Here is a 21427-nt window from a genome sequence, read left to right on the forward strand (position 1 = left end):
GACGGGTCCGTTCCTCGGTCTCACCCGCGCCCCGCGGCGGAGGACTCCGCCAGCGCGAGCCGGTAGTGGTCGACGAGCCGGTCGCCGACCGCCTCCCAGCTGCGTTCCACGACCGCGGCCCGGCCCGACCGGCCGAACGCCCGGCGGAGTTCCGCGTCCCGGGCGAGCCGTTCCACCGCCTCCCGGAAGCCGCTGACCCCGGCGGGCGGGACGAGGAAGCCGGTGCGTCCGGGCTGGACCAGGTCGAGCGGTCCGCCGACGGCGGGGGCGATCACGGGCAGGCCGCTGGCCATCGCCTCCTGGAGGGTCTGGCCGAAGGTCTCGAACGGTCCGGTGTGCGCGAAGACGTCGAACGAGGCGTAGAGCCGGGCGAGTTCGTGCCCGGTGCGGCGGCCCAGGAAGAGCGCGTCCGGCAGCGCGGCGGCCAGTCGGGCGCGGCTGGGGCCGTCGCCGACCACCACCAGCCGTACGCCCGGGAGCCGGGACACCTCGGCCAGCCGCTCGACCTGCTTCTCCGGCGCCAGCCGCCCGACGTAGCCGACCAGCACCTCGCCGGGCCGGCCGAGGCGCCGGCGCAGGGCCTCGTCCCGGTGGCCGGGGTGGAAGCGCACGCAGTCGACGCCGCGCGGCCACAGGTGGACCCGGGGGACCCCGTGGGCCGTCAGGGCGTCGAGCGAGGCCCGGGACGGCGCCAGGGTCCGCGCGGCCGCCGTGTGGATGAGCCGCAGCCGGTGCCAGGCCAGCCGGGCCCCGGCGGCTCCGGCGAACGGCAGGTAGGTCCGGGCGTACGCGGCGAGGTCGGTCTGGTAGACGGCGACGACGGGGACGCCCGCGCGCCCGGCCGCCGCCGCTCCGGCCGCCCCGAGGGCGAACGGGCCCGCCAGGTGCACCACATGGGGGCGGTGCTGCTCGACGGCGTCGGCCACCCGGCGCCCGGGGAGGGCGACCCGCACCTCCGGGTAGCCGGGCAGCGGGACGGACGGGACGCGGACCACCCGGTAGCCGTACGCCGACTCGTACGGCTCGCTCGCACTGGCGTTCCCGCTGGTGCGGCGCTGGGCCGCCGGGGCCACCACCAGCGGGACGTGCCCCCGGGCCAGGAGGTGCTCGGCGGTCCGGAGCACGCTGTGGGCCACGCCGTTGACCTGCGGGGCGAAGGACTCGGCGACGATCACCACCCGCAGCCGCTCGCCGCCGGGGGCCGGACCGGCCGCGGCGGGCGCCGCCGGCCCGGGCAGGACCCCGCTCACCGGGCGGCCTCCGCAGGTGCCGTGCTCTTCGCCGCGGCCGCGGCCTCCGGGCGGGCCGGGACGGACCGGCCGACCGCGCGCAGGTCCCGCAGGATCTCCCGGAAACAGGCGGTCGGACCCGCCTCGGCGTACGGCACGCCGATCTCCGCGCAGTAGGCGCGCACGATGCGCGAGGCCGGGCGCAGCGCCACCACCGGCATGGCCGGGAAGAGGTGGTGCTCGATCTGGAGGCCGAGGCCGCCGAAGAGGAAGTGGACGAACCGGCCGGCCCGCAGGTTGCGGGAGGGCAGCACCTGCCGCCGGAGGTAGTCGGTGCGCTCGGCGCCGGGGCCGGTCATCGGCATGCCCTTGTGGTTGGGGGCGAAGATGCAGCCCAGGTAGACGCCGAACAGTGCCCCGAACAGCGCGGTGAAGGCGAGCGCCTGGAGCGGGGAGAGCACGAGGACGGTCAGGGCCGCCGCGACGGCGTAGTGCAGTACGGCGAGGGTGCGTTCCAGCGCCGGGTACCTGACGGTGCCGCGGGTGAGGGTCAGGCCGGTGGCGACGAGCAGGCCGAGTGCCTGGAGGGACAGCAGCGGGAAGAACAGTGCCGCCTGGTGCCGTGCCACGAACCGCCGCAACCCCCGTGTCCGATCGGCCTGTTGGGCGGTCCGGGCGAAGAGGAGGGAGTCGGCGGCCGGGTCCTGGCCCTCGCGGTTCGGGTGGGCGTGGTGCCGGTTGTGGTCGTCGACCCACCAGCCGTAGCTCATGCCGACCACCAGGTTCCCCAGCACGATGCCCACCAGGTCGGTCGTCCGGCGGTCGGCGAACACCGCGCGGTGCGCGACGTCGTGGCCGAGCAGCGCCAACTGGCCCAGTACGAGGGCGAACAGCGGCGCCAGGCCGAGCTGCCACCAGCTCGCGCCGAGCGCCGTGAACCCGGCCAGCAGCCCCGCCAGCGCGGCCAGCAGTGCCGCGCTCCGGCACGCGTAGTACAGCGGGCGCCGACGCAGCAGGCCGGCCTGCGCCACGCGCCGGTACAGTTCGGCGAACTCGCCGCGCCGGGCGGTCCCGGTGCTCGGGGGGTCCGGGATGTCCTGAACGGTCATGCCACCAATCCGGTCTCGGGCCGCCCCGGCCGGCCGTGTCCGTGCTGCGTGCCTGGGGCTCGAAGGCCCTGAGCCTTCCGTACCCGACCCGTCGGTGTCCCGCGCTGCCGGTGAATGCGACCCGATCGGGCGGGTGGCGGCCACGGGCTGACGGCCCGCCGTTCGGAGGTCGGGAATCCGTACGGTCCGCCGCCGGGGGAGTGGGTTGTGGGGAGGCCGTCGACGCGATCGGGCTCCTGGGGCCGTCCGTCCGGCAGGCGAGGGGGCGCGACCGTATGTTGATCCGACCGGATGGCGGCCCTTCGCCGCGCGGCGCGCCGGGTCGTCGCCGAACCGGGCGTGTCCCGGTACGCGGGCTAGGTTCGGGTCCGTGACCGGCAACGACGCGGTCCTGGCGCTGATGGTCGTCACGGCGCTGGGCTTCGACTTCACCAACGGCTTCCACGACACCGGCAACGCGATGGCGACCTCGATCGTGACCGGCGCCCTCCCGCCGCGGGTCGCGGTCGCCGTCTCGGCGGTGCTGAACCTGGTCGGCGCGTTCCTGTCGACCGCCGTGGCGGCGACCATCGCCAACGGCCTGGTCGCCAGTGGGGAGGTGACCCTGACGGTGGTGTGCGCCGGCCTGACCGGCAGCATCCTGTGGAACCTGGCCACCTGGTTCCTCGGGATCCCCTCCAGCTCCTCGCACGCGCTGATCGGCGGGGTGGTCGGGGCGACGGTGGCGGCGGCCGGGACCTCGGCCGTCAAGTGGCAGGGGCTGGTCTCCAAGGTGATCGTGCCCGCGGCGCTGTCGCCGTTCATCGCCGGCGGGGTGGCGGTGGTCGGCACCCTCTTGGTCTACCGCCTCACCCGGGACGTGCCCGAGGGCCCGCGCGGGCGCGGGTTCCGGCTCGGCCAGATCGGCTCGGCCTCCATGGTGTCGCTCGCCCACGGCACCAACGACGCGCAGAAGACCATGGGCGCCATCACCCTGGCCCTGATCGCCAACGGCACCCTGCAGGCCGGGGCGAAGGCGCCGGACTGGGTGATCGTCTCCTGCGCGCTGGCGATCGCCCTGGGCACCTACATCGGCGGCTGGCGGGTGATCCGCGCGCTGGGCAAGGGGCTGGTGGAGATCGAGCCGCCGCAGGGGATGGCCGCCGAGTCGGCCTCGGCCGCGGTGATCCTCTGCTCCACCGACTTCGGCTACTCGCTCTCCACCACCCACGTGGCCACCGGGTCGATCCTGGGCTCGGGGATCGGGCGGAGCGGTGCCGTGGTGCGCTGGCAGCTCGCCCGCCGGATGGTGGCGGCCTGGCTGCTCACCCTGCCGGCCGCGGCGGGGGTCGGCGCGGTGGCCTACTGGACCGCGAACGGGATCGGCGGGACGACCGGGGTGGCGGTGATCTTCACCGTGCTGGTGCTGGCGTCGGTCGCCTTCTTCGCCGCCTCCCGCTACCCGGCCGTGACGCCGGAGAACGTCAACGCCGCCTGGACCGGTTCGGTGGCTCCGGAGCCCGTCAAGGACGAGGTGAGGCAGTGAACTCCTGGGTCAACCTGGACGCGGTGTGGAAGATCGTCGTGGTGGGCCTGGTCACCGGTGCCGGCCTGCCCGCGCTGTTCGCCCTCGGCCTGCGCCTGCTCAACCCGTCCGGCCCGTCCAGTCCGTCGGACCCGTCCGCCCCGTCCGGCCCGGCCGACGAGGCGGCGGCCGTCCGGCCCACCGCCGGCCCGGTCGGCTCCACCCTGGCCGGACTCCTCTTCGCGCTGGTGCTCGCGGCGATCGGCTGGGGCATCTACGTCATCGTCAACCACCGCTGACCGTCCGCCGCCCCGGCCCGGCCCGAACGGGCCCCGCCGAATTCCGCTCCGGCAACCGGGTGAAATGGTACGGAGTCGCCTGGCGCGAATGGAAGCCGGGCCCGACGCTGCCAGAATGCAATTTCTCCGAGGGCCACCTGAACGGACGGGGCCACTGGACGGCAGGAGCGGAACATGCGACTCGTTCGACCACGCAATAGTTCGGAAAGCGCGCCCGACCTGGATGCGGCGCGTCTCCCGTGGACGTTGATGTACCACTCGGTGACGTCGGCGACCGAGGATCCCTATCTGATCACCGTCGACCCCGCACGATTCCGCCGCCAGCTGCGCTGGCTGTCCGCGCGCGGACTGCGCGGGGTGTCGGTGGGCGAGCTGATGCGTTCCCACCGGAACGGAACCGCCGCGGGAAAGGTGGGGCTCAGCTTCGACGACGGATACCGCGACTTCGTGGAGGAGGCCCTGCCCGCACTGGCGGAGTACGACTTCACGGCGACGGTCTACGTGGTGGCCGGCCGGCTCGGCGGGTACAACGACTGGGACGAGCAGGGCCCGCGCAAGCCGCTGATGACGGCGGCCCAGGTCCGCGAGGCCGCCGCCGAGGGGGTGGAGATCGGCTCGCACGGGCTGACGCACCGGCGGCTGGCGGGCCTGGGGGCGCGGGATCTGGCGGCCCAGGTCGCCGACAGCCGCCACGTGCTGGAGGACCTCACGGGCCGGTCGGTCGAGGGGTTCTGCTACCCGTACGGTTCGCTCGACGACGCCGCCGTGGAGGCGGTGGCGCACACCGGGTACGGGTACGGGTGCGCGGTCAGCCCCGGTGTCCACGGCGGGGAGTTCGCGCTTCCCCGATGTTACGTCGGCGACCGGGACGGGCCGCTGCACCTGACCGCGAAGCTGGTGCGCGACCGCTGGCTGCGCTGACGGTCGCTCAGGGGGCGGTGGCGGCCGGCTCCAGGTGCAGCCAGGACTCGTGCCAGAGCAGGGCGCACCGCCGGTCGCAGCCGGTGGCGAGCGGCTCGCCACCGCAGCGCAGGCCGTCGAGGATGAACCAGCGCCCCCCGGTGGGGTGTTGCCACCAGGCGAGGGACCGGTGGCGCAGTTCGAGGGCGCTGTGACGGGTGCCGGTGTGGTGTTCCATCCCCGGCTGGAAGGGGACGCCGTGCAGGCGCCCGTCGGGGTCGAGGGTCGCGCGGATCTCCGCGAGGCCGCGCACGGTCGCCCACAGGGCGACGGGACGGGGGGCGGGGACCGGCGCGGGCGCGGGCTCCAGCCATTCGTCGCGGAACAGCAGGGCGCAGTCCAGCCCGCAGCCCTGGGCGCCGTCGGCGCCGTGGCAGGTGGCGCCGGCCAGGGCGACGGTGCCCGACAGGCGCCGTACCCGGTAGTGGTCGTCGATCATGCGGCGCACGATGCGCTCGACCTGGTAGACACCGCCGCAGAACGACCACTGGCTGCCGGTGAACCACAGGCCGCGGTGGCGGTCCTTGTCGTCGAGGGTGGCGCGCACCGCGGCCTCGTCCTTCACCCGGACCCAGTCCCCCTCGGCGAACCGGGAGGGCCGGCCGGGCGCCGGAACGTCGGCGCGGCGCTCGCGCAGGCCCTCGCGGGCGATCCTGGCGCGGCGCACGACGCCGAGTGGGGGAAGGTCGCGCAGGGGCAGGTTCTTGTACTGGCACCGGTTCGCGGCGGTTCCGCAGAGCGGCTCCGCGGTATGGGTGAACCGTGATTCCTCAACGGCCATCAGTGAAATCCCATCGGGTCGGAGATATCGGCACAGGCTAGCGCACCCGGTCTTTTACGCGCTGGCTCGTCGGACCCTACCGGCGCCATGTCGAAAGAAATAACACTAGACGCACTAAGAGCCCCATGGGGTGAAACATCGCCCTTCCCGGGGAATTCTGGTCAGGGTCCGTGTTCATGTGCGTGTAATGTTTCCATCGTTGTCGGGGTGGAGTGGCCGAGTGGCTAGGCGGCGGCTTGCAGGGCCGTTCAGATGGGTTCGATTCCTATCTCCACCTTTTTCTTCCGAGTTCTTTCGAGACATTTCGATCCGTCTCGAAAGGCGCGCCCGGAACAGGACGAGCGGTGCGGTCACCTGGGGCTCCGGGGCACATCACCCGGCGAAGGGATCGCTCATGACCACCTCCCCCAGCGGCTCGGCCGCCGCGCTGCGCGCCGTCCAGGTCGCGGGGCCGGGTGCGGCCCCCGAGCTGGTCGAGGTCCCCTCGCGGGAACCCGGTCCGGGAGCCGTGCGGATCACCGTGGAGGCGTGCGGGGTCTGCCACTCCGACCTGCTCATCGCCGGCGGCCTGCTGCCCGGCAGCACCTTCCCGATCACCCCGGGGCACGAGATCGCCGGCCGCGTCGACGCCCTCGGCGAGGGCGTGGAGGGCTGGCGGGTCGGCGACCGGGTCGCGGTCGGCTGGTACGGCGGCAGCTGCGGGCACTGCGACGCGTGCCGGGCGGGCGACGGCCTGCACTGCGCACGGGTCGAGATCCCCGGCGTCGCCTATCCGGGCGGGTTCGCCGACTCCGTCGTCGTCCCGGCCGTGGCCCTGGCGGCGGTCCCGGACGAGCTCACCGCGGTCGAGGCGGCGCCGCTGGCCTGCGCGGGGGTGACGGTCTTCAACGCCCTGCGCCGCTCCGCCGCACGGCCCGGGGACACCGTCGCCATCCTGGGGATCGGCGGACTCGGCCACCTGGGCGTCCAGTTCGCCGAGAAGATGGGCTTCCGTACCGTCGCCATCGCCCGCGGCCAGGAGAAGGGGCCGCTCGCGCTCCGGCTCGGCGCCGCCCACTACATCGACAGCACCGCGGGCGATGTCGCCGAGGCCCTGCGGCAGTTGGGGGGCGCGAAGGTGGTCCTGTCCACCGTCACCAACGCGCCCGCCGTGGTGGCGACGATCGACGGGATCACCCGTCGGGGCGAGCTCGTCATGGTCGGACTCCCGGCGGAGCCGCTGGAGCTGAGCGCCCTGCAGCTGATCCAGGGCGACCGGAAGGTCTACGCGCACTCCTCGGGCATCGCGGTCGACACCCAGGACACGCTGCGCTTCGCGGCGCAGACGGGGGTGCGGGCCTGGGTCGAGGAGGTGCCGCTGGAGCGGACCGCGGCGGCGGTGGAGAAGATGGCCGCCAATCGGGCCCGCTTCCGCATGGTCGTCACCACCGGCCGCTGAGCGGCGGCCCTCGGAGTCGGCCCTCGGAGTCGGCCCTCGGAGCCGGTCCCTCGGGGCCGGCTCCCGGCGTGTCCGGGCAGGTGGACGGGGGTGAGCGGCCCTCCGGCGGCGCGGCGCGGGCGCGTACCCCTGGACTTACTAGGACGTCCAACTATATGGTCGACGGCAGGTCCGCGGTGTCAGGGAAGCCGGTGTGAGTCCGGCACGGTCCCGCCACTGTGACCGGGGAGTCCGTCCTCGCAGATGACGGCCACTGGCAGCCAGCCGGGAAGGCCTGAGGGCGTGCGGTGATCCGGGAGTCAGGATACCGGCCGCGGGTGGTTCGTGTTTTCCACGAGGATGGAGACGACACACATGACTCCGGGCTGTTTCCGTTCCACCGCGCCCGGCTGTCCCGTGCCGACGACCGCCGGGGCGCCCGCGTCCTGACGTACCGTCACACCGCCGTACGCCCGTGCCGAGGGGCGCGCCACCGTGCGCCCGCCGACCGGCGGCGGCCTCCATTCCTCCTCTCCCCACCCCTGTCGAGAGTAGGAACCGATGGTCCGAGAGCTGACCCACTTCATCGCCGGCAAGCCCACCGCCGGCACCTCCGGCCGCTTCGGCGACGTGTACGACCCCAACACCGGCCGGGTGCAGGCCCGGGTGCCCCTGGCGAGCCGCGCCGAGGTCGAGGCGGTGATCGCCGACGCCGCGCAGGCCCAGCCCGCGTGGGCCGCCTGGAACCCGCAGCGGCGGGCCCGCGTCCTGCTGCGGTTCCTCCAGCTCGTCGAGCAGGAGAAGGACGAGCTGGCCCGGCTGCTCTCCGCCGAGCACGGCAAGACCGTGGCCGACGCCCACGGCGACATCCAACGCGGCCTGGAGGTCGTGGAGTTCGCCGCCGGCATCCCGCACCTGCTGAAGGGCGAGTTCAGCGACAACGCCGGGACGGGCATCGACGTGTACTCGATGCGCCAGCCGCTCGGCGTGGTCGCGGGCATCACGCCGTTCAACTTCCCGGCGATGATCCCGCTCTGGAAGGCCGCGCCCGCGCTGGCCTGCGGAAACGCCTTCGTGCTCAAGCCCTCGGAGCGCGACCCCTCGGTGCCGCTGCGGCTGGCCGAGCTGTTCCTGGAGGCCGGGCTGCCGCCGGGCGTGCTCAACGTCGTCAACGGCGACAAGGAGGCCGTGGACACCCTGCTGGAGGACCCGCGCGTCCAGGCGCTCGGCTTCGTCGGCTCCACGCCGGTCGCCCAGTACGTGTACGCCACCGCCGCCGCGCACGGGAAGCGGGCGCAGTGCTTCGGCGGGGCCAAGAACCACCTGATCGTGATGCCGGACGCCGACCTCGACCAGGCGGCGGACGCGCTGATCGGCGCCGGGTACGGCTCGGCCGGGGAGCGCTGCATGGCCATCTCGGTGGCCGTCCCGGTGGGGGAGGCGACGGCGGACGCCCTGGTGGCGAAGCTGGTCGAGCGGATCGGCGCGCTCAAGGTCGGGCGCTCGGACGACCCGGCGGCGGACTTCGGCCCGCTGGTCGGCGCCGACGCGCTGGCGCGGGTGCGCGGCTACCTGGACCTCGGGATCGAGGAGGGCGCCGAACTCGTCGTCGACGGACGGGCCTTCCGGCTGGCGGGGCACGAGGACGGCTACTTCCTCGGTGCCTCGCTGTTCGACCGGGTCACGCCCGGCATGCGGATCTACCGGGAGGAGATCTTCGGGCCGGTGCTCACCGTGGTGCGTGCCGCCGACTACGAGGAGGCGCTGCGGCTGCCCAGCGAGCACGAGTTCGGCAACGGGGTGGCCATCTACACCCGGGACGGCGACACCGCCCGGGACTTCGCCCGGCGGGTGAACACCGGCATGGTCGGGGTCAACGTGCCCATCCCGGTGCCGATCGCCTACCACACCTTCGGCGGCTGGAAGCGCTCCGCGTTCGGCGACCTCAACCAGCACGGGCCGGACTCGATCCGCTTCTACACCCGCACCCGCACCGTCACCTCGCGCTGGCCCTCCGGGGCCAAGGAGGGCGCGAGCTTCACCATCCCGACGATGGGCTGAGGCGCGCCGTGCACACCCATCTGACCGACGACCAGCTCGCCATCGTCGCGACCACCCGGGACTTCGCCCGCGAGCACCTCGCCCCGCACGCCGTCGCGTGGGACCAGGCCAAGCACTTCCCGGTCGACGTCCTGCGCAAGGCCGCCGACCTGGGCCTCGGCGGCGTCTACGTGCGGGAGGAGGCGGGCGGCTCGGAGCTCGGCCGCCAGGACGGCGTGCTCGTCTTCGAGGCACTGGCGACCGGCTGCCCGTCCATCGCCGGCTACCTGTCGATCCACAACATGGTCGCCTGGATGATCGACCGCTACGGGAGCCCCGCCCAGCGCGCCCGGCTGCTGCCCGGGCTCTGCTCGACGGAGCTGCTCGGCAGCTACTGCCTCACCGAGCCGGGCGCGGGCTCGGACGCCGCCGCGCTGGCCACCCGGGCCCGCCGGCACGGGGACCACTGGGTCCTGGACGGCGTCAAGCAGTTCGTCTCGGGCGCCGGCACCTCGCAGGTGTACGTGGTGATGGCCCGCACCGGCGGCCCGGGGGCCCGGGGAGTCTCCGCGTTCCTGGTGGAGCGGGACGACCCCGGCGTCTCCTTCGGACCGAACGAGAAGAAGATGGGCTGGAACGCCCAGCCGACCCGGCAGGTGCTGCTGGACGGCGTCCGGCTCCCGGCCGACCGCCTGCTCGGCGGGGAGGGCGAGGGCTTCCGGATCGCCATGAACGGGCTGAACGGCGGCCGGCTCGGCTCGCCGCCTGCTCCGTCGGCGGCGCGCAGGACGCCCTGGAGCGGGCCACCCGGCACCTGGCCGACCGGGAGGCGTTCGGGGCCGCGCTGCTGCACGCCCAGGCGCTGCGGTTCCGGCTCGCCGACATGGCCACGGAGCTGGAGGCCGCCCGCTCGCTGCTCTGGCGGGCCGCCGCCGCGCTGGACCGGGGCGACCCCCGGGCGCCGGAGCTGTGCGCGATGGCCAAGCGCCACGCCACCGACACCGGCTTCGAGGTGGCCAACCAGGCGCTCCAACTCCACGGCGGCTACGGCTACCTGGCCGAGTACGGCATCGAGAAGATCGTCCGCGACCTGCGGGTGCACCAGATCCTGGAAGGGACCAACGAGATCATGCGCGTCATCGTCGCCCGCGGCCTGACCGGGGCCGCGTGATGAGTACGGATGAGGTCCTCGTCCAGCGTGAGGGCCGGGCGGGTCTGATCGTCCTCAACCGCCCGGCGGCCCTGAACGCCCTCACCCACGGCATGGTGCGGAGGATCTCCGCCGCACTGGACGCGTGGGAGCGGGACGGCGACGTGGAGAGCGTCGTGATCACCGGCGCCGGTGAGCGCGCCTTCTGCGCCGGCGGCGACATCGTCGCCATCCACCGCGCCGCCACCGGCGGCGACCCGGGTGCCGTCGAGGAGTTCTGGCGCGACGAGTACCGCCTCAACGCCCGGATCGCCCGCTACCCGAAGCCCTACGTCGCCGTGATGAACGGCATCGTGATGGGCGGCGGGGTCGGCGTCTCCGCCCACGGCAGCGTCCGGATCGTCACGGAGAGCACCCGGGTCGCCCTGCCGGAGGCCGGCATCGGCTTCGTCCCCGACGTCGGCGGCACCTACCTGCTCGCCCTCGCGCCGGGGGAGTCGGGCACCCACCTCGCCCTGACCGCGGGATCCGTCGGCGCCGGGGACGCGCTGCTGTGCGGGCTCGCCGACCACTTCGTGCCCGCCGAGCGGCTGCCCGTACTGCTGGACGACCTGGCCGAACTGCCCGTCCACGACGCCCTGGAACGGAACGTCGGGCCCGCGCCGGCCGGCGTGCTGGACGCGCAGCGCGGATGGATCGACCACTGCTACGCGGCCGGCAGCGTGGAGGAGATCCTCGACCGGCTGCGGGAGAGCGGCGAACCCGAGGCCAAGAAGGCCGCCGACCGGATCGCCGCCAACTCCCCGACCGCCGTGAAGGCGACGCTCGCGGCCCTGCGCCGGGCCCGGGCACTCGGCCCGCTGGAGGCCGTCCTCGACCAGGAGTACCGGACCTCCTGCGCGGCGCTCGCCACGCCGGACCTCGCCGAGGGCATCCGGGCCCAGGTGATCGACAAGGACCGCACCCCGCGGTGGAGCCCGGCGACGCTGAGCGCCGTCGAACCCGCCGTCGTGGACCGCTACTTCGCCCCGCTCGGCGACCGTGAACTCGGCCTCGCCGCCACCACACCCCTGGAGCGCTGGTGACCCAGACGATCGGATTCATCGGACTCGGCAACATGGGCGGCCCGATGGCCGCCAACCTCGTCAAGGCCGGACACCGGGTGACCGGCTACGACCTGGCCCCGGACGCCCGGGAGCGCGCCGCCGGGAACGGCGTCGCCGTGGCCGCCTCGGCGGCGCAGGCGGTGGCGGCGGCCGGGACGGTCGTCACCATACTCCCGGCCGGACGCCATGTCCTGGACGCCTACGGTGAGTTGACGGAAGCGGCGCCGAGCGGCGCGCTGTTCGTGGACTGCTCCACCATCGCGGTCGGGGACGCCCGGGTGGCCGCCGACCTCGCCCGGGTCGCCGGGCACCGGGCCGTCGACGCACCGGTCTCCGGCGGCGTGGCCGGCGCCGAGGCGGCCGGCCTGACCTTCATGGTCGGCGCGGACGCCGCCGACTTCGCCGATGCCGAGCCGCTGCTGGCGGCGATGGGCCGGCGGGTCGTCCACTGCGGAGGGTCCGGCGCCGGGCAGGCGGCGAAGATCTGCAACAACATGATCCTCGGCGTCTCCATGATCGCGGTCAGCGAGGCCTTCGTCCTCGGGGAGAGCCTCGGGCTCAGCCACCAGGCCCTGTTCGACGTGGCCTCCACCGCCTCCGGCCAGTGCTGGGCGCTCACCGCCAACTGTCCCGTCCCCGGCCCCGTCCCGGCCAGCCCCGCCAACCGCGACTACGCGGCCGGATTCGCGGCCACCCTGATGGCCAAGGACCTCGGACTGGCCGCCGACGCCGCCACCGCCTCCGCCGTTCCGGCCGAACTGGGCCGACGGGCCGCCGAGTTGTACGCCGCCTTCGCCCAGGACGAGGGCGCCGGGCTGGACTTCTCCGCCATCATCACCACCCTCCGGGAGGGCGCCGCATGACGTACGGGACGATCCTGGTCGAGCGCAAGGGCCGGGTGGGGCTGATCACACTCGACCGGCCCAAGGCGCTCAACGCGCTCAACACCCGGCTGATGAACGAAGTCGTCGCGGCGGCAACGGAGTTCGACCGGGACCAGGAGATCGGCTGCCTGGTGGTCACCGGCTCGGAGAAGGCCTTCGCGGCCGGCGCCGACATCAAGGAGATGCAGTCGCTCGACTTCGTCGACGCCTACCTCGGCGACTGGTTCGCCGCCTGGGACCGCTTCGGCGCCCTGCGCAAGCCCGTCGTCGCGGCCGTCGCGGGCTACGCGCTGGGCGGCGGCTGCGAGTTGGCGATGCTGTGCGACGTCCTGCTGGCGGCGGACACCGCGAAGTTCGGGCAGCCGGAGATCAAGCTCGGTGTCATCCCGGGCATCGGCGGCTCGCAGCGGCTGACCCGGGCGGTCGGCAAGGCGAAGGCCATGGAGCTGTGCCTGACCGGTCGGATGATGGGCGCCGAGGAGGCCGAGCGGGCCGGGCTGGTCTCCCGGATCGTCCCCGCCGACCAGCTGCTGTCCGAGGCGCTGGCCACCGCTGAGACGATCGCGGCGATGTCCGCCCCGGCCGCGATCATGATGAAGGAGAGCGTCAACCGCGCCTTCGAGACGACGCTCGCCGAGGGCGTCCGCTTCGAACGGCGGCTCTTCCACGCGACGTTCGCGACGGCGGACCAGAAGGAGGGCATGACGGCCTTCGCCGAGAAGCGCCCGCCGGAGTTCCGCCACCGCTGACAGCCCGGCCGGTGCGCCGCCCCTCACCGGGGGCGGCGCACCACGGCCTGCGGGGGTGACCGCCAGGCGTACGCGTCTGGCCCCGGGTCATGAGTGTCGGCAGAACTCCGCGTCGGCGAGGTCCCGGGCCGCCGCGCCCTGGAGCGCGAGGCTGTCGGTGTTGAAGTAGACGGTCATCCGGTGGCGGGTGTCGCGGGTGGAGACCGCGAGGGCCTCGAAGCCGTAGCCGCCGCCGCGGTACCCCCAGAGCTCGACCCCGCAGGAGGTGGTCATGCGGGCGATGCCGAGGCCCTGGTCGTCGATGCCGGCGGGCACGGTGGTGGTCATCTCCCGCAGCTGCGCCTGGGGCAGCAGCCGGCCGGTGAGCAGGGCGCGGTAGAAGCGGTCGAGGTCGTCGGCCGTGCTGATGATCTCGCCACTGGCGCGGATCGCCGAGGGGTTGAACTCCGTGACGTCGACGCCCGGTGGGGGCAACTGGACCTGGGCGGTGGAGTAGTCCCGGCCGGACGGCCGGGGCAGCGACTCGCGGGTTCCGGGCGAGTCGGTGCCCCGCAGGTGGAGCGGGTCGATGATGCGACGGCGCAGCTCGTGCTCGTAGGAGCTGCCGGTGATCCGCTCCACGATCATCGCGGCCAGGAGGTAGTTGGTGTTGGAGTACACGAACCTCTCGCCGGGCTGGGCCGTGGGCGGCTTCGACATCGCGACGGCCAGGAGTTCCTCGGGAGTCCAGGTGTCGTGCAGGTGCTCGAGCCAGATCGGCCCGATCTGGTGCAGGGCGGGGTCGTTGAGGTAGTTGTACACACCGCTGGTGTGGTTCAGCAGCTGCCGGACGGTGATGCGGCGGCCGTCGTGGCCGTGGCCCCGGACCAGGCCCGGCAGCCACTTCTCCACGATGTCGTCGATGCCGAGCCGCCCCTCCGCCTCCAGCTGGAGCACGAGCACGGCCGTGAACGTCTTGGTGATGCTGCCCACCCGGAAGTGGTCCGCAGGACGGGGCGGGCGTCCCGTCCTGCGGTCCGCCACCCCTGCCGTTCCCACCCATCGGCCTTCGCCCTCGGCCACGGTGACGAGGACCCCGGGCGCACCGTCCCGTACCGCCCGCTCCATCGCGGCCCGGGTCCGTGCGTGCTCCGGCCGGCCGGCCCCGTCGGCCGGTGCGGCGGCGGCCGCTGGGGACGCCGGGACCGGCAGGAGTGCGGTCAGGAGTGCGGCGGCCACGGCGACGAGGGTGGCCGGGCCTCTTCCGGTGGCCACGGGCATGGGCGTGCTCCCTCTCGGGGCGGGGATCATCCGTCCTCAGTCAAACAGAGGTGCCACCGCCCCGCATGCGGGGTGACCCGCCGGCGCTTGCCCCGTTCCGGTGAGGAAACCGCAGGTCACCGGGCTGCTGGGGGCGGACGGTGCGACCAGGCGGCGGGAGCGGACGACCGTGGCGCCGTCGCCGCGGAGGTTCGGCCCGGCGTCGGCGTCGGCGTCGGCGACCTTTGCGGGGGTGGGTGCAGGAGCACCGCGTCGCGTCGGACAGTTGGGTTCGGGGTACGGGCCAGGCCCGTCGATTCTCGCCGGCCGGGCTTCCAACGTCGGTGCGCGGAAGGCGAGTCGACGTGAGGATCAGGGTTTCGTCTGGCGTGTTCCTGGCAAGCTATCCCAACCATGGGCTTGTCGCCGGTCGCCGGTCATCCTCCTGTCGCTGTCTTCCGTGAGCCCCGGGGTGGGCGGCCCGACCCGGTGCTGGGGCCGCGGGTCGCGGCCGAGGCGGGACGGGCCGCGCGCGTGCTGGCCGGGGTGGCCACCCATGCCGGGCCGGTCGAGCGGACCGCCGCGCTGCGGCAGGCCGCCGCGGCAGCGGGCAGGGTGGTGGCCGCGCTGTCGGCACTGGCACCGGCCCTGGCGGGTGAGGACGTGCCGGCGGAGTCGACCAGTCAGTCGTACTTCCGGGTCCGCGAGGTGGAGCTGTCGGACCAGCAGGCCGCCCTGCACGGCCTGTTGGTGATCCACCGCGGCCTGGAGGACCTCTGCGAGGCTCCGCTGTCGGGTGCCGACCTGGCGCTGGAGCTGGCCGGGATGCGGCGGTCGGTGCTCGACCTCACCGGAGTCGCGCCGGGCACCGAATCCGGGCCCGTTCCGGCGCCGGCCGTCCCGGAGCCCGGTGCGGGGCCGTCGTTGGAGCGCGCGTGGAGCGCACGCTGGCTCATCGGGCACCAGGTCCACGTGCTGTTCAACGTCTGCGCCGCGGTCGCCGTGGCCGACGCCACCCGCCACCTGCGCGACGATGACGGCGACGCCGCACTGGGGCGGCTGGCGGACGCGACGGAGTACGTGCGCGGCTTCCCCGCGGCCATGAACCACGCCAGTACGATCCCGGCCGACTACTACATGGCGGCGATCCGCCGGACCATGGCGCCGCCGTCGACGGACATCCCGCTCAGCGGGCGCCAGCACCGCGGGTACAAGCTCTTCCGGGCGGCGATGAAGGACCTGCTGACGCTGGTTCCCGACTCGTACGGGCAACTGGTGGGCCGCGAGCCCGAGTTGGCCGAGACGCGGGACGCCCTCCTGGAAGCCGACATCGTGGACGCCGAACGGCACGTCACCCTCGCGTACGCGATGGTCCGGCTGCGCCGTTCCATCGCCCAGCGGCCCGAGGGCCCCGACAACGCCGTCGCCGAACTACGACAGATGCGCCACTGCCGCGCGGCCCAGTACGCCCCGCTGATCCGATTCGGGGACCACTACGTCGCCGACGCCGTGGCCGGCCTGCGCCACTCGTGAGTCCGCGCGTCCGCCCGTCCACACCCCCGGCAGGAGACCCGATGCCCGGCACCACCGACAACACCGCCGTCGCCGCCGCGGACTGGAACCTGGGCCCCGGCCGACGCCGACACGTGCGAGCGCCTGGCCCGGACCCTGCCCGCCGACGGGGGCGACCAGGTCGACAGCCCCGCATGGGTGGCACGGGCCCGGGACGCCTGGGACGAACTCCCGCTGCCGCTGCGCCGGGCGGTGCGCCGGTTCCGACGGCACTCCGGCCCGCGCGGCACCCTGGTGATCGGCGGCCTGCCCGTCGACCGGGCGGCCCTGCCCCCGACCCCGGCCGTGCCCGGCTCGGTCCAGCGGCAGGCGACCGTCCCGGCCGCGCTGCTCACCATGGTGGCCTGCGGGCTCGGCGAGCCGCTCGCCTACCTGGCCGAGAAGTCGGGGGCCCTGGTGCAGGACGTCGTGCCCGTGCCCGGGCAGGAGGCCTTCCACGGCAACGCCGGATCGGTGCCGCTGTCCTTCCACACCGAGAACGGCTTCCACCCCCACCCGCCGGACTACGTGGTCTTCCTGTGCCTGCGCGCCGACCACGACCGGACCGCCGGGATGCGCGTCGCCGGCATCCGCCAGGCACTGCCCCTCCTCACCCCGGCCGAGCGGGAGGCCCTGTCCGCACCGGAGTTCCGCACCACGCCGCCGCCCTCCTTCGGCCCCGACGCCGCGAGCGGGGCCGGAGCCGAACCCCGGCCGGTGCTGTCGGGCGCGGCCGAGGACCCCGACATCCGCATGGCCCAACTCGTCACCACCCCGCTCACCCCTCGGGCCGCCGCCGCGCTGGCCGCGTTCGGCCGGGCCTGCGAGGCGACCGCCCGCACCCTGCGCCTGGCCCCCGGCGACCTGGTCGTCATCGACAACCGCGTCACCGTCCACGGCCGTACCGCCTTCCGGCCCCGCTACGACGGGGCGGACCGCTGGCTGCAACGCACCTATGCCAGCGCCGACCTGCGCCGCTCCCGCGACCACCGACCCGACGACGGCCACGTCCTCGCCCGCTGACCGGGCCCGCCCGCCGCGAACGGCACGTACGGTGCGCCTCGTCCCTCCGGCATCCGTTGCCTGCCGACCTCCTCGCCAGCTGATCCATTGCCCTGTCGCCGGTGGTTACCTAGCCTTGGGGGTGCGCGCTTGGGAGGGCGGATGAGCAACGATCAGGGGCAGGGCTACAGCGCTTCCGAGGCGCTGAACCGCAGTGGTCCGAAGAGCCGCGCCAAGCGGCTGTTCAGTGGTGTGGTGCTCACGCTGCTCCTGCTGGCCATGGGGCTGGTCGTGCTGGCTGCGATGCTCCTCGTCACCTGGCTCGCGTTCCGGATCGCTCCGTGGCTCGGCATGCTGCTGCTCGCGATCACGGGGCTCGCGGGCTGGATCTCGCGCGGCCGGATCCTCGCCGAGGACCGGGCCGAGAAGGAGCAACGCCGCCGGGAGCGTCGCCAGTCCCGGAGCGGCACCCCGGGCCGCTAGCCAAGGGGCGTCCCGTAGTTGGTCTCCGGTCCGGAGCGGGGGAGTACCCCGCCCCGGGCCGGAGGCCGGAGCCGCGGAACCATCGGTGCGTACGCCGGTGTTGTCCGGGCGCAGCGGCCTGAGCGGCCTCAGCGGCAGAGGGCTGCTTCGACGACGTTCTCGACGTGCCTCAGGGCGGCTTTGTCGGTCGGGCGGGAGGTCACGGCGATGTTGGCCGCGGTGCTGCCGTCCTCGGTGACGCCGCCGCGGGTCTCGTAGCCGGGGAAGCTGCCGCCGTGGCCCCAGTAGAGGCCGCCGCAGGGCAGGGGCCTGCTCACGAGGCCGAGTCCGTAGGCGGCGCCGGGGCCGACGGCCTCGGCGGGGACGGTCTTCTTCATTTCGGCGAGCTGGGCGGGTGGGAGGAGGCCGCCGTGGAGGAGTGCGGAGAAGAAGTGGTTGAGGTCGGAGTTGGTGGAGATCATCTGACCGGCGGCCCAGCCGAAGGAGGGGTCGGTCTCGGTGACGTCCTGCTGGGGTGCGTCGGGGGCTTCGCGGTAGTAGCCCTTGGGGTGGGGCTCGCGGATGGCCGTGTCGCCGGGGGTGGGGAAGTAGGTGTGGCGCAGGCCGACGGGCTTGACGATGCGGCGGTCGATCTCCGCCGCGAGCGGGCGGCCGGTGACCCGTTGGACGATCAGGCCGGCCACGAGGTAGTTCGTGTTGCTGTAGTTGAACCGGTCGCCAGGGGCGAAGTCGGCCTTGAACCGCAGTGCGTTGTCGAGGAGGTCGCGCGGCTCGTAGTAGTGGAACGAGGCATCACCCCTCAGGTACTCCGGGAGCCCGCTGGTGTGCTGGAGGAGCTGACGGACGGTGATGTTCCGCCCGTCGATGCCGTCCCCGCGGACGAGGCCCGGCAGGTAGGTCTCGACGGGTGCGTCGAGGCCGATCTTCCCCTCTCCGACCAGCTGGAGCACGACCACCGCCGTGAACGTCTTGGTGTTGCTGCCCATCCGCACCTGACCGTCGACCGGGACCTTCGCCCCGGTGGCCAGGTCACCCACCCCGGCGGTGTAGTTGCGGGCTCGGCCGTGCCCCTTCTCGACGTTCGCCAGCGTGCCGACGATGCCGTCGTCCCGCACCAGTGCGTCGAGGCCCTGCTGGACGGTGTCCGGCTTCGGTGCCGCGAAGGCCGTGGTGGGGGCCAGCACCCCCGTCGTCAGGGCACCGACGGCCATCGCGGCCACCAGGACCTTCCGGTGCCGGGACGGGTGGACGGTCTGCTGCGCCTGATTGCGCATGCATCAACTCCGGTTGCTTGTCGAGGAAGCCGGCGGGTCACGCCGCTGCCCCAACCCTCTCCGGAGCGGACCACCTGCGACGATGCCGCTACCCGCCCGGTCGTGGGTGGGGTTATCCCCCGGTATCCGCAGGAATGACGGGTTCACGGCAGTACGGCCACCGCCGCCACGTCCGCCGGCCGGTCGTCGTACCCGGGCACCGGGGCCTGCCCCTGCGCGCACGCGCCGGCCGCCGGCAGATCACCGGGGTTCGGCGACGAGCAGCGGGCCGCGTGGGCGGACGGTGGCGGCGGTGGCGCTCTCCCGGAGGGGGGTGGCCGTGGCCGGGCTGAGGCGCAGGCGGGCGAGGACGGCCGCGGTGACGACGAGCATCTCGGTCCAGGCGAAGGACTCGCCGACGCACTTGTGCCGGCCCGCGCCGAAGGGGATGAACAGCCTGGGTGGGGCGTGGCCGGCGGACCGGCGCCAGCGGTCGGGGTCGAACCGCGACGGGTCGGGGTGGAGCCGCGGGGAGCGGTGCAGCGCGGTCGGGCTGAAGAGGATCTCCGCCCCCGGGGGCAGGACGACGCCGCCGTACCGGAGGGGCTCCGTCGCCCGGCGCATCAGGATCCAGTTGGGGGTGTGGAGCCGGAGGGTCTCGCTGATGGCGTGGCCCGTGCGCTCCAGGAGCGGCAGGTCGTCCGGGGACACGGAGCCGTCGGGGGCGACGGCGCGCACCTCCTCGCTCAGCTCGTCCTGGAGGTCCTGGTGCCGGGCGAGTTCGTGGAAGAGCCAGGCGAGCGTGGTGGCGGTCGTCTCGGTGCCTGCCAGGAGCAGCGAGACGGTCTCGTCCCTGACCTGGGCCGGTGGCATGGCGAGGCCGGTCTCCTCGTCGCGGGTGGTCAGCAGCAGGGAGAGCAGGGTGCCGTCCGGGCCCTGCTGCGGGGCGGCGGCCCGGGCGACGATCTCGTCCACGACGGTGCGCAGGTCCCGGACCGCCGCGTCGAAGTGCCGGTTGGCCGGTACGGGCAGTTTCTCCAGCAGCGGCGACGGGTAGAGCGCCCGCTGGACGAAGCCGGTGAGGACGACGGGCACGGCCCGGTCGATCCGGGCCTTCTGGGCGGGGGTCAGGCGGGTGGCGAACAGTGCCTCGACCACGATGTCCCGGGCGAGTCCGTGCATCCGCGGCTCGATCGGCGCGGGCCGCCCGGTCTCCCAGCGGGACACCGCGGCCGCTGCCAGCCGCGCGGCCAGGGCGGCGTACCGGCGGATGCCGTCGCGGTGGAAGGCCGGTTGCACCAGGCGCCGCTGGCGGAGGTGGAACGCGCCCTCGGAGATGAACAGGCCGTTGCCCAGCAGGCCGCGGGCCTGGTCGAAGACGAAGCCCTTCTCGGTCCTCGCGGCGTCCTGGACGAGCAGCCGGTGGACCAGCCCGGGGTCGGTGAGGACGTGAACGGGCCTGCGCCACAGGTGGATCCGCACCACCGGGCCGTGGTCGGCGAGCGACTGGAGGAACGGCACGGGGCGGGTCAGCAGCGGGAGCAGGTGGCCGAGCAGGGGCAGGTGGCCGGGTGCGCGCGGCGCGCTGCCGGGCGGGGCGGCGTCCTCGCGCATCAGTGCCTCGCCGCGGGGGACGGCACGTCGAACCGGGAGCTGCCGCGCGACCAGTCGATGTGCCCGCGCAGCCACAGCCCGAGGCTGCGGGCGTACGCGGAGGCCGCGTCGCTGCCGTCCGTGCGGACGGTCCGGCTCAGCTCGACGAACGCGCGCATCTCGGCGTCGCGCATGGCGACGGCCGACCGTCGGGCCTCGGCCGGGGAGCAGCGGTGGTGGCGGGCGAGGACCTCGACCAGGTTGTGGCGGCTCTGGCCGCCGGCGGCTTCCTTGGCGTGGGAGTACAGGTCGTTGTCCCAGCTCACCAGGTTCGCCGTGAGGTCCCTGAGCCTGCGTAGCGACGGTCCGTCCGCCTCCGCGGCCGGCACTTCGTCGCCGGCCGCGAGGTCGACCAGGGCGAGGCAGGTGTACGTCGCCCCGGCGTGCCGGCGCATGGCCACGTACTCGGCCAGGCCCGGTACGGTGCCCGCCTCCCGGTTGGCGGCCTCCCAGACCTGGGCGGAGAGGTAGTCGCGGACCGTGCACTCCCACCGGATCAGCTGGGACGGCGAGGCCTGCGCGGCGACCCGGTCCCGGATCTCCCGCAGGGCCGTCGCGTAGGCGCCGGCCGGTCCGGGCAGCTCGTCGCCGGGCGGCTCGGGGTCGACCACCCGGGAGAGGAGCGCGGTCGTACGGGCCAACGGCCCGGGGGCGGCGCCGCGTTCGCGGTCCTCGCAGTACCCGTCGTCGAAGGCGAAGAGCCAGACGTACCAGTCGGACAGCAGGCGCAGCATCCCGGCGGAGACCTCCGGGTTGGTCCGTGCGGCCAGGTGGCCGCTGCGCTGGCGGCCGATCCGGTCGGACTGCCGGTGGCGCCCGTCCAGCAGCCGGTGGCGCGCCAGCCAGTCCAGGCTCTGCCGGTCGGCCTGCTCGGCGTGGGGGTTCGTCAGGGAGGGGAAGGGGCACCACAGGTCGTCCGGGGCGCTGGGTGGCTGCCCGTCGCGGGGATCGGTCATGGGTGTGTCGGCCTTCGTCTGGTGTGGGGCGGTCAGTTCCGGAAGGACGCGGTGAGGTCGGC

Annotated in this window: 18 protein-coding genes, 1 tRNA gene, 1 pseudogene and 1 riboswitch; of the genes and pseudogenes, 13 read left to right on the forward strand and 7 right to left on the reverse strand. The window is 74.1% G+C overall.

Going from position 1 to position 21427, the window contains the following annotated elements:
* Positions 1-20: 20 nt before the first annotated feature.
* On the reverse strand, positions 21-1184 hold the full coding sequence (locus ACFVU7_RS22680; RefSeq protein ID WP_388046949.1) for a glycosyltransferase family 4 protein: 1164 nt from the start codon (positions 1182-1184) through the stop codon (positions 21-23).
* 62 nt (positions 1185-1246) lie between these two features.
* The gene (locus ACFVU7_RS22685; RefSeq protein WP_388046720.1) at positions 1247-2338 is read right to left on the reverse strand and encodes a fatty acid desaturase family protein; all 1092 of its coding nucleotides are present in this window, start codon (positions 2336-2338) and stop codon (positions 1247-1249) included.
* A gap of 370 nt (positions 2339-2708) precedes the next feature.
* Here ACFVU7_RS22685 and ACFVU7_RS22690 point away from each other — a divergent pair, with 370 nt between their 5' ends.
* The 3 genes from ACFVU7_RS22690 (at position 2709) to ACFVU7_RS22700 (ending at position 5062) form a co-directional block, all read left to right on the forward strand.
* Positions 2709-3863, forward strand: a complete 1155-nt coding sequence (locus ACFVU7_RS22690; RefSeq protein WP_388046722.1) for an anion permease — start codon at positions 2709-2711, stop codon at positions 3861-3863.
* The gene (locus ACFVU7_RS22695) at positions 3860-4141 is read left to right on the forward strand and encodes a hypothetical protein (RefSeq protein ID WP_388046723.1); all 282 of its coding nucleotides are present in this window, start codon (positions 3860-3862) and stop codon (positions 4139-4141) included. The genes ACFVU7_RS22690 and ACFVU7_RS22695 overlap by 4 nt, the downstream gene beginning before the upstream one ends.
* A gap of 261 nt (positions 4142-4402) precedes the next feature.
* Positions 4403-5062 carry a polysaccharide deacetylase family protein gene (locus ACFVU7_RS22700; protein WP_198959395.1) on the forward strand — a complete coding sequence of 220 codons (660 nt, stop codon included), beginning with the start codon at positions 4403-4405 and terminating at the stop codon, positions 5060-5062.
* A gap of 7 nt (positions 5063-5069) precedes the next feature.
* Here the strand turns inward: ACFVU7_RS22700 and ACFVU7_RS22705 are convergent, their stop codons facing one another.
* Entirely contained in the window at positions 5070-5882 is an 813-nt protein-coding gene (locus tag ACFVU7_RS22705) for a hypothetical protein (RefSeq protein ID WP_375877506.1), read from the reverse strand.
* 206 nt (positions 5883-6088) lie between these two features.
* On the opposite strand from ACFVU7_RS22705, the gene ACFVU7_RS22710 reads away from it, so the two are divergent.
* The 7 genes and pseudogenes from ACFVU7_RS22710 to ACFVU7_RS22740 all read left to right on the forward strand — a co-directional run bounded on the left by ACFVU7_RS22710 (position 6089) and on the right by ACFVU7_RS22740 (position 13228).
* A tRNA-Cys gene (locus ACFVU7_RS22710) sits at positions 6089-6159 on the forward strand.
* A gap of 117 nt (positions 6160-6276) precedes the next feature.
* A complete protein-coding gene (locus ACFVU7_RS22715) occupies positions 6277-7320 on the forward strand; it encodes an alcohol dehydrogenase catalytic domain-containing protein (protein WP_375877507.1) in 1044 nt (347 codons plus the stop codon).
* A gap of 139 nt (positions 7321-7459) precedes the next feature.
* Positions 7460-7651, forward strand: a riboswitch (cobalamin riboswitch).
* A gap of 209 nt (positions 7652-7860) precedes the next feature.
* Positions 7861-9360, forward strand: a complete 1500-nt coding sequence (locus ACFVU7_RS22720; protein ID WP_388046725.1) for a CoA-acylating methylmalonate-semialdehyde dehydrogenase — start codon at positions 7861-7863, stop codon at positions 9358-9360.
* Positions 9361-9368: 8 nt separating this feature from the next.
* Positions 9369-10510, forward strand: a pseudogene (locus tag ACFVU7_RS22725) (acyl-CoA dehydrogenase family protein).
* Positions 10510-11574 carry an enoyl-CoA hydratase/isomerase family protein gene (locus tag ACFVU7_RS22730; protein ID WP_388046727.1) on the forward strand — a complete coding sequence of 355 codons (1065 nt, stop codon included), beginning with the start codon at positions 10510-10512 and terminating at the stop codon, positions 11572-11574. Before ACFVU7_RS22725 ends, ACFVU7_RS22730 begins: the two are co-directional and overlap by 1 nt.
* Positions 11571-12458: a 3-hydroxyisobutyrate dehydrogenase gene (gene mmsB / locus ACFVU7_RS22735; RefSeq protein ID WP_388046728.1), complete on the forward strand. Its 888-nt coding sequence runs from the start codon at positions 11571-11573 to the stop codon at positions 12456-12458. Before ACFVU7_RS22730 ends, mmsB begins: the two co-directional genes overlap by 4 nt.
* Positions 12455-13228, forward strand: a complete 774-nt coding sequence (locus ACFVU7_RS22740; RefSeq protein WP_388046730.1) for an enoyl-CoA hydratase — start codon at positions 12455-12457, stop codon at positions 13226-13228. Before mmsB ends, ACFVU7_RS22740 begins: the two co-directional genes overlap by 4 nt.
* An 87-nt stretch (positions 13229-13315) precedes the next feature.
* Here ACFVU7_RS22740 and ACFVU7_RS22745 read toward each other — a convergent pair whose 3' ends face one another.
* Positions 13316-14488, reverse strand: coding sequence for a serine hydrolase domain-containing protein (locus ACFVU7_RS22745; RefSeq protein ID WP_388046731.1), 1173 nt, complete (start codon positions 14486-14488; stop codon positions 13316-13318).
* Between the two features lie 468 nt (positions 14489-14956).
* On the opposite strand from ACFVU7_RS22745, the gene ACFVU7_RS22750 reads away from it, so the two are divergent.
* From ACFVU7_RS22750 to ACFVU7_RS22760, 3 genes are all read left to right on the forward strand, one after another.
* Positions 14957-16000, forward strand: a complete 1044-nt coding sequence (locus ACFVU7_RS22750; protein WP_388046733.1) for a hypothetical protein — start codon at positions 14957-14959, stop codon at positions 15998-16000.
* Positions 16001-16123: 123 nt separating this feature from the next.
* Positions 16124-17041, forward strand: a complete 918-nt coding sequence (locus ACFVU7_RS22755) for a TauD/TfdA family dioxygenase (protein ID WP_388046951.1) — start codon at positions 16124-16126, stop codon at positions 17039-17041.
* Between the two features lie 141 nt (positions 17042-17182).
* Complete coding sequence (locus ACFVU7_RS22760) at positions 17183-17503, forward strand: hypothetical protein (RefSeq protein WP_388046735.1); 321 nt, start codon at positions 17183-17185, stop codon at positions 17501-17503.
* A gap of 128 nt (positions 17504-17631) precedes the next feature.
* Here ACFVU7_RS22760 and ACFVU7_RS22765 read toward each other — a convergent pair whose 3' ends face one another.
* The 3 genes from ACFVU7_RS22765 to ACFVU7_RS22775 all read right to left on the reverse strand — a co-directional run bounded on the left by ACFVU7_RS22765 (position 17632) and on the right by ACFVU7_RS22775 (position 21365).
* Positions 17632-18777: a serine hydrolase domain-containing protein gene (locus ACFVU7_RS22765; protein ID WP_388046736.1), complete on the reverse strand. Its 1146-nt coding sequence runs from the start codon at positions 18775-18777 to the stop codon at positions 17632-17634.
* 240 nt (positions 18778-19017) lie between these two features.
* Entirely contained in the window at positions 19018-20370 is a 1353-nt protein-coding gene (locus tag ACFVU7_RS22770) for a cytochrome P450 (protein WP_388046738.1), read from the reverse strand.
* A complete protein-coding gene (locus ACFVU7_RS22775; RefSeq protein ID WP_388046740.1) occupies positions 20370-21365 on the reverse strand; it encodes a hypothetical protein in 996 nt (331 codons plus the stop codon). Before ACFVU7_RS22775 ends, ACFVU7_RS22770 begins: the two co-directional genes overlap by 1 nt.
* Between the last annotated feature and the right edge of the window lie 62 nt (positions 21366-21427).

It is taken from the genome of Kitasatospora sp. NPDC058046, assembly GCF_042885595.1.
Lineage (GTDB): Bacteria > Actinomycetota > Actinomycetes > Streptomycetales > Streptomycetaceae > Kitasatospora.

Bases quoted from the DNA above. Each gene is read 5' to 3' on its own strand.
- ACFVU7_RS22720 (WP_388046725.1), top strand. From the start codon at position 7,861: ATGGTCCGAGAGCTGACCCACTTCATCGCCGGCAAGCCCACCGCCGGC.
- ACFVU7_RS22730 (WP_388046727.1), top strand. From the start codon at position 10,510: ATGAGTACGGATGAGGTCCTCGTCCAGCGTGAGGGCCGGGCGGGTCTG.
- ACFVU7_RS22760 (WP_388046735.1), top strand. From the start codon at position 17,183: ATGAGCAACGATCAGGGGCAGGGCTACAGCGCTTCCGAGGCGCTGAAC.
- ACFVU7_RS22745 (WP_388046731.1), bottom strand. From the start codon at position 14,488: ATGCCCGTGGCCACCGGAAGAGGCCCGGCCACCCTCGTCGCCGTGGCC.
- ACFVU7_RS22775 (WP_388046740.1), bottom strand. From the start codon at position 21,365: ATGACCGATCCCCGCGACGGGCAGCCACCCAGCGCCCCGGACGACCTG.
- ACFVU7_RS22770 (WP_388046738.1), bottom strand. From the start codon at position 20,370: ATGCGCGAGGACGCCGCCCCGCCCGGCAGCGCGCCGCGCGCACCCGGC.
- ACFVU7_RS22715 (WP_375877507.1), top strand. From the start codon at position 6,277: ATGACCACCTCCCCCAGCGGCTCGGCCGCCGCGCTGCGCGCCGTCCAG.
- ACFVU7_RS22740 (WP_388046730.1), top strand. From the start codon at position 12,455: ATGACGTACGGGACGATCCTGGTCGAGCGCAAGGGCCGGGTGGGGCTG.
- ACFVU7_RS22705 (WP_375877506.1), bottom strand. From the start codon at position 5,882: ATGGCCGTTGAGGAATCACGGTTCACCCATACCGCGGAGCCGCTCTGC.
- ACFVU7_RS22685 (WP_388046720.1), bottom strand. From the start codon at position 2,338: ATGACCGTTCAGGACATCCCGGACCCCCCGAGCACCGGGACCGCCCGG.
- ACFVU7_RS22765 (WP_388046736.1), bottom strand. From the start codon at position 18,777: ATGCGCAATCAGGCGCAGCAGACCGTCCACCCGTCCCGGCACCGGAAG.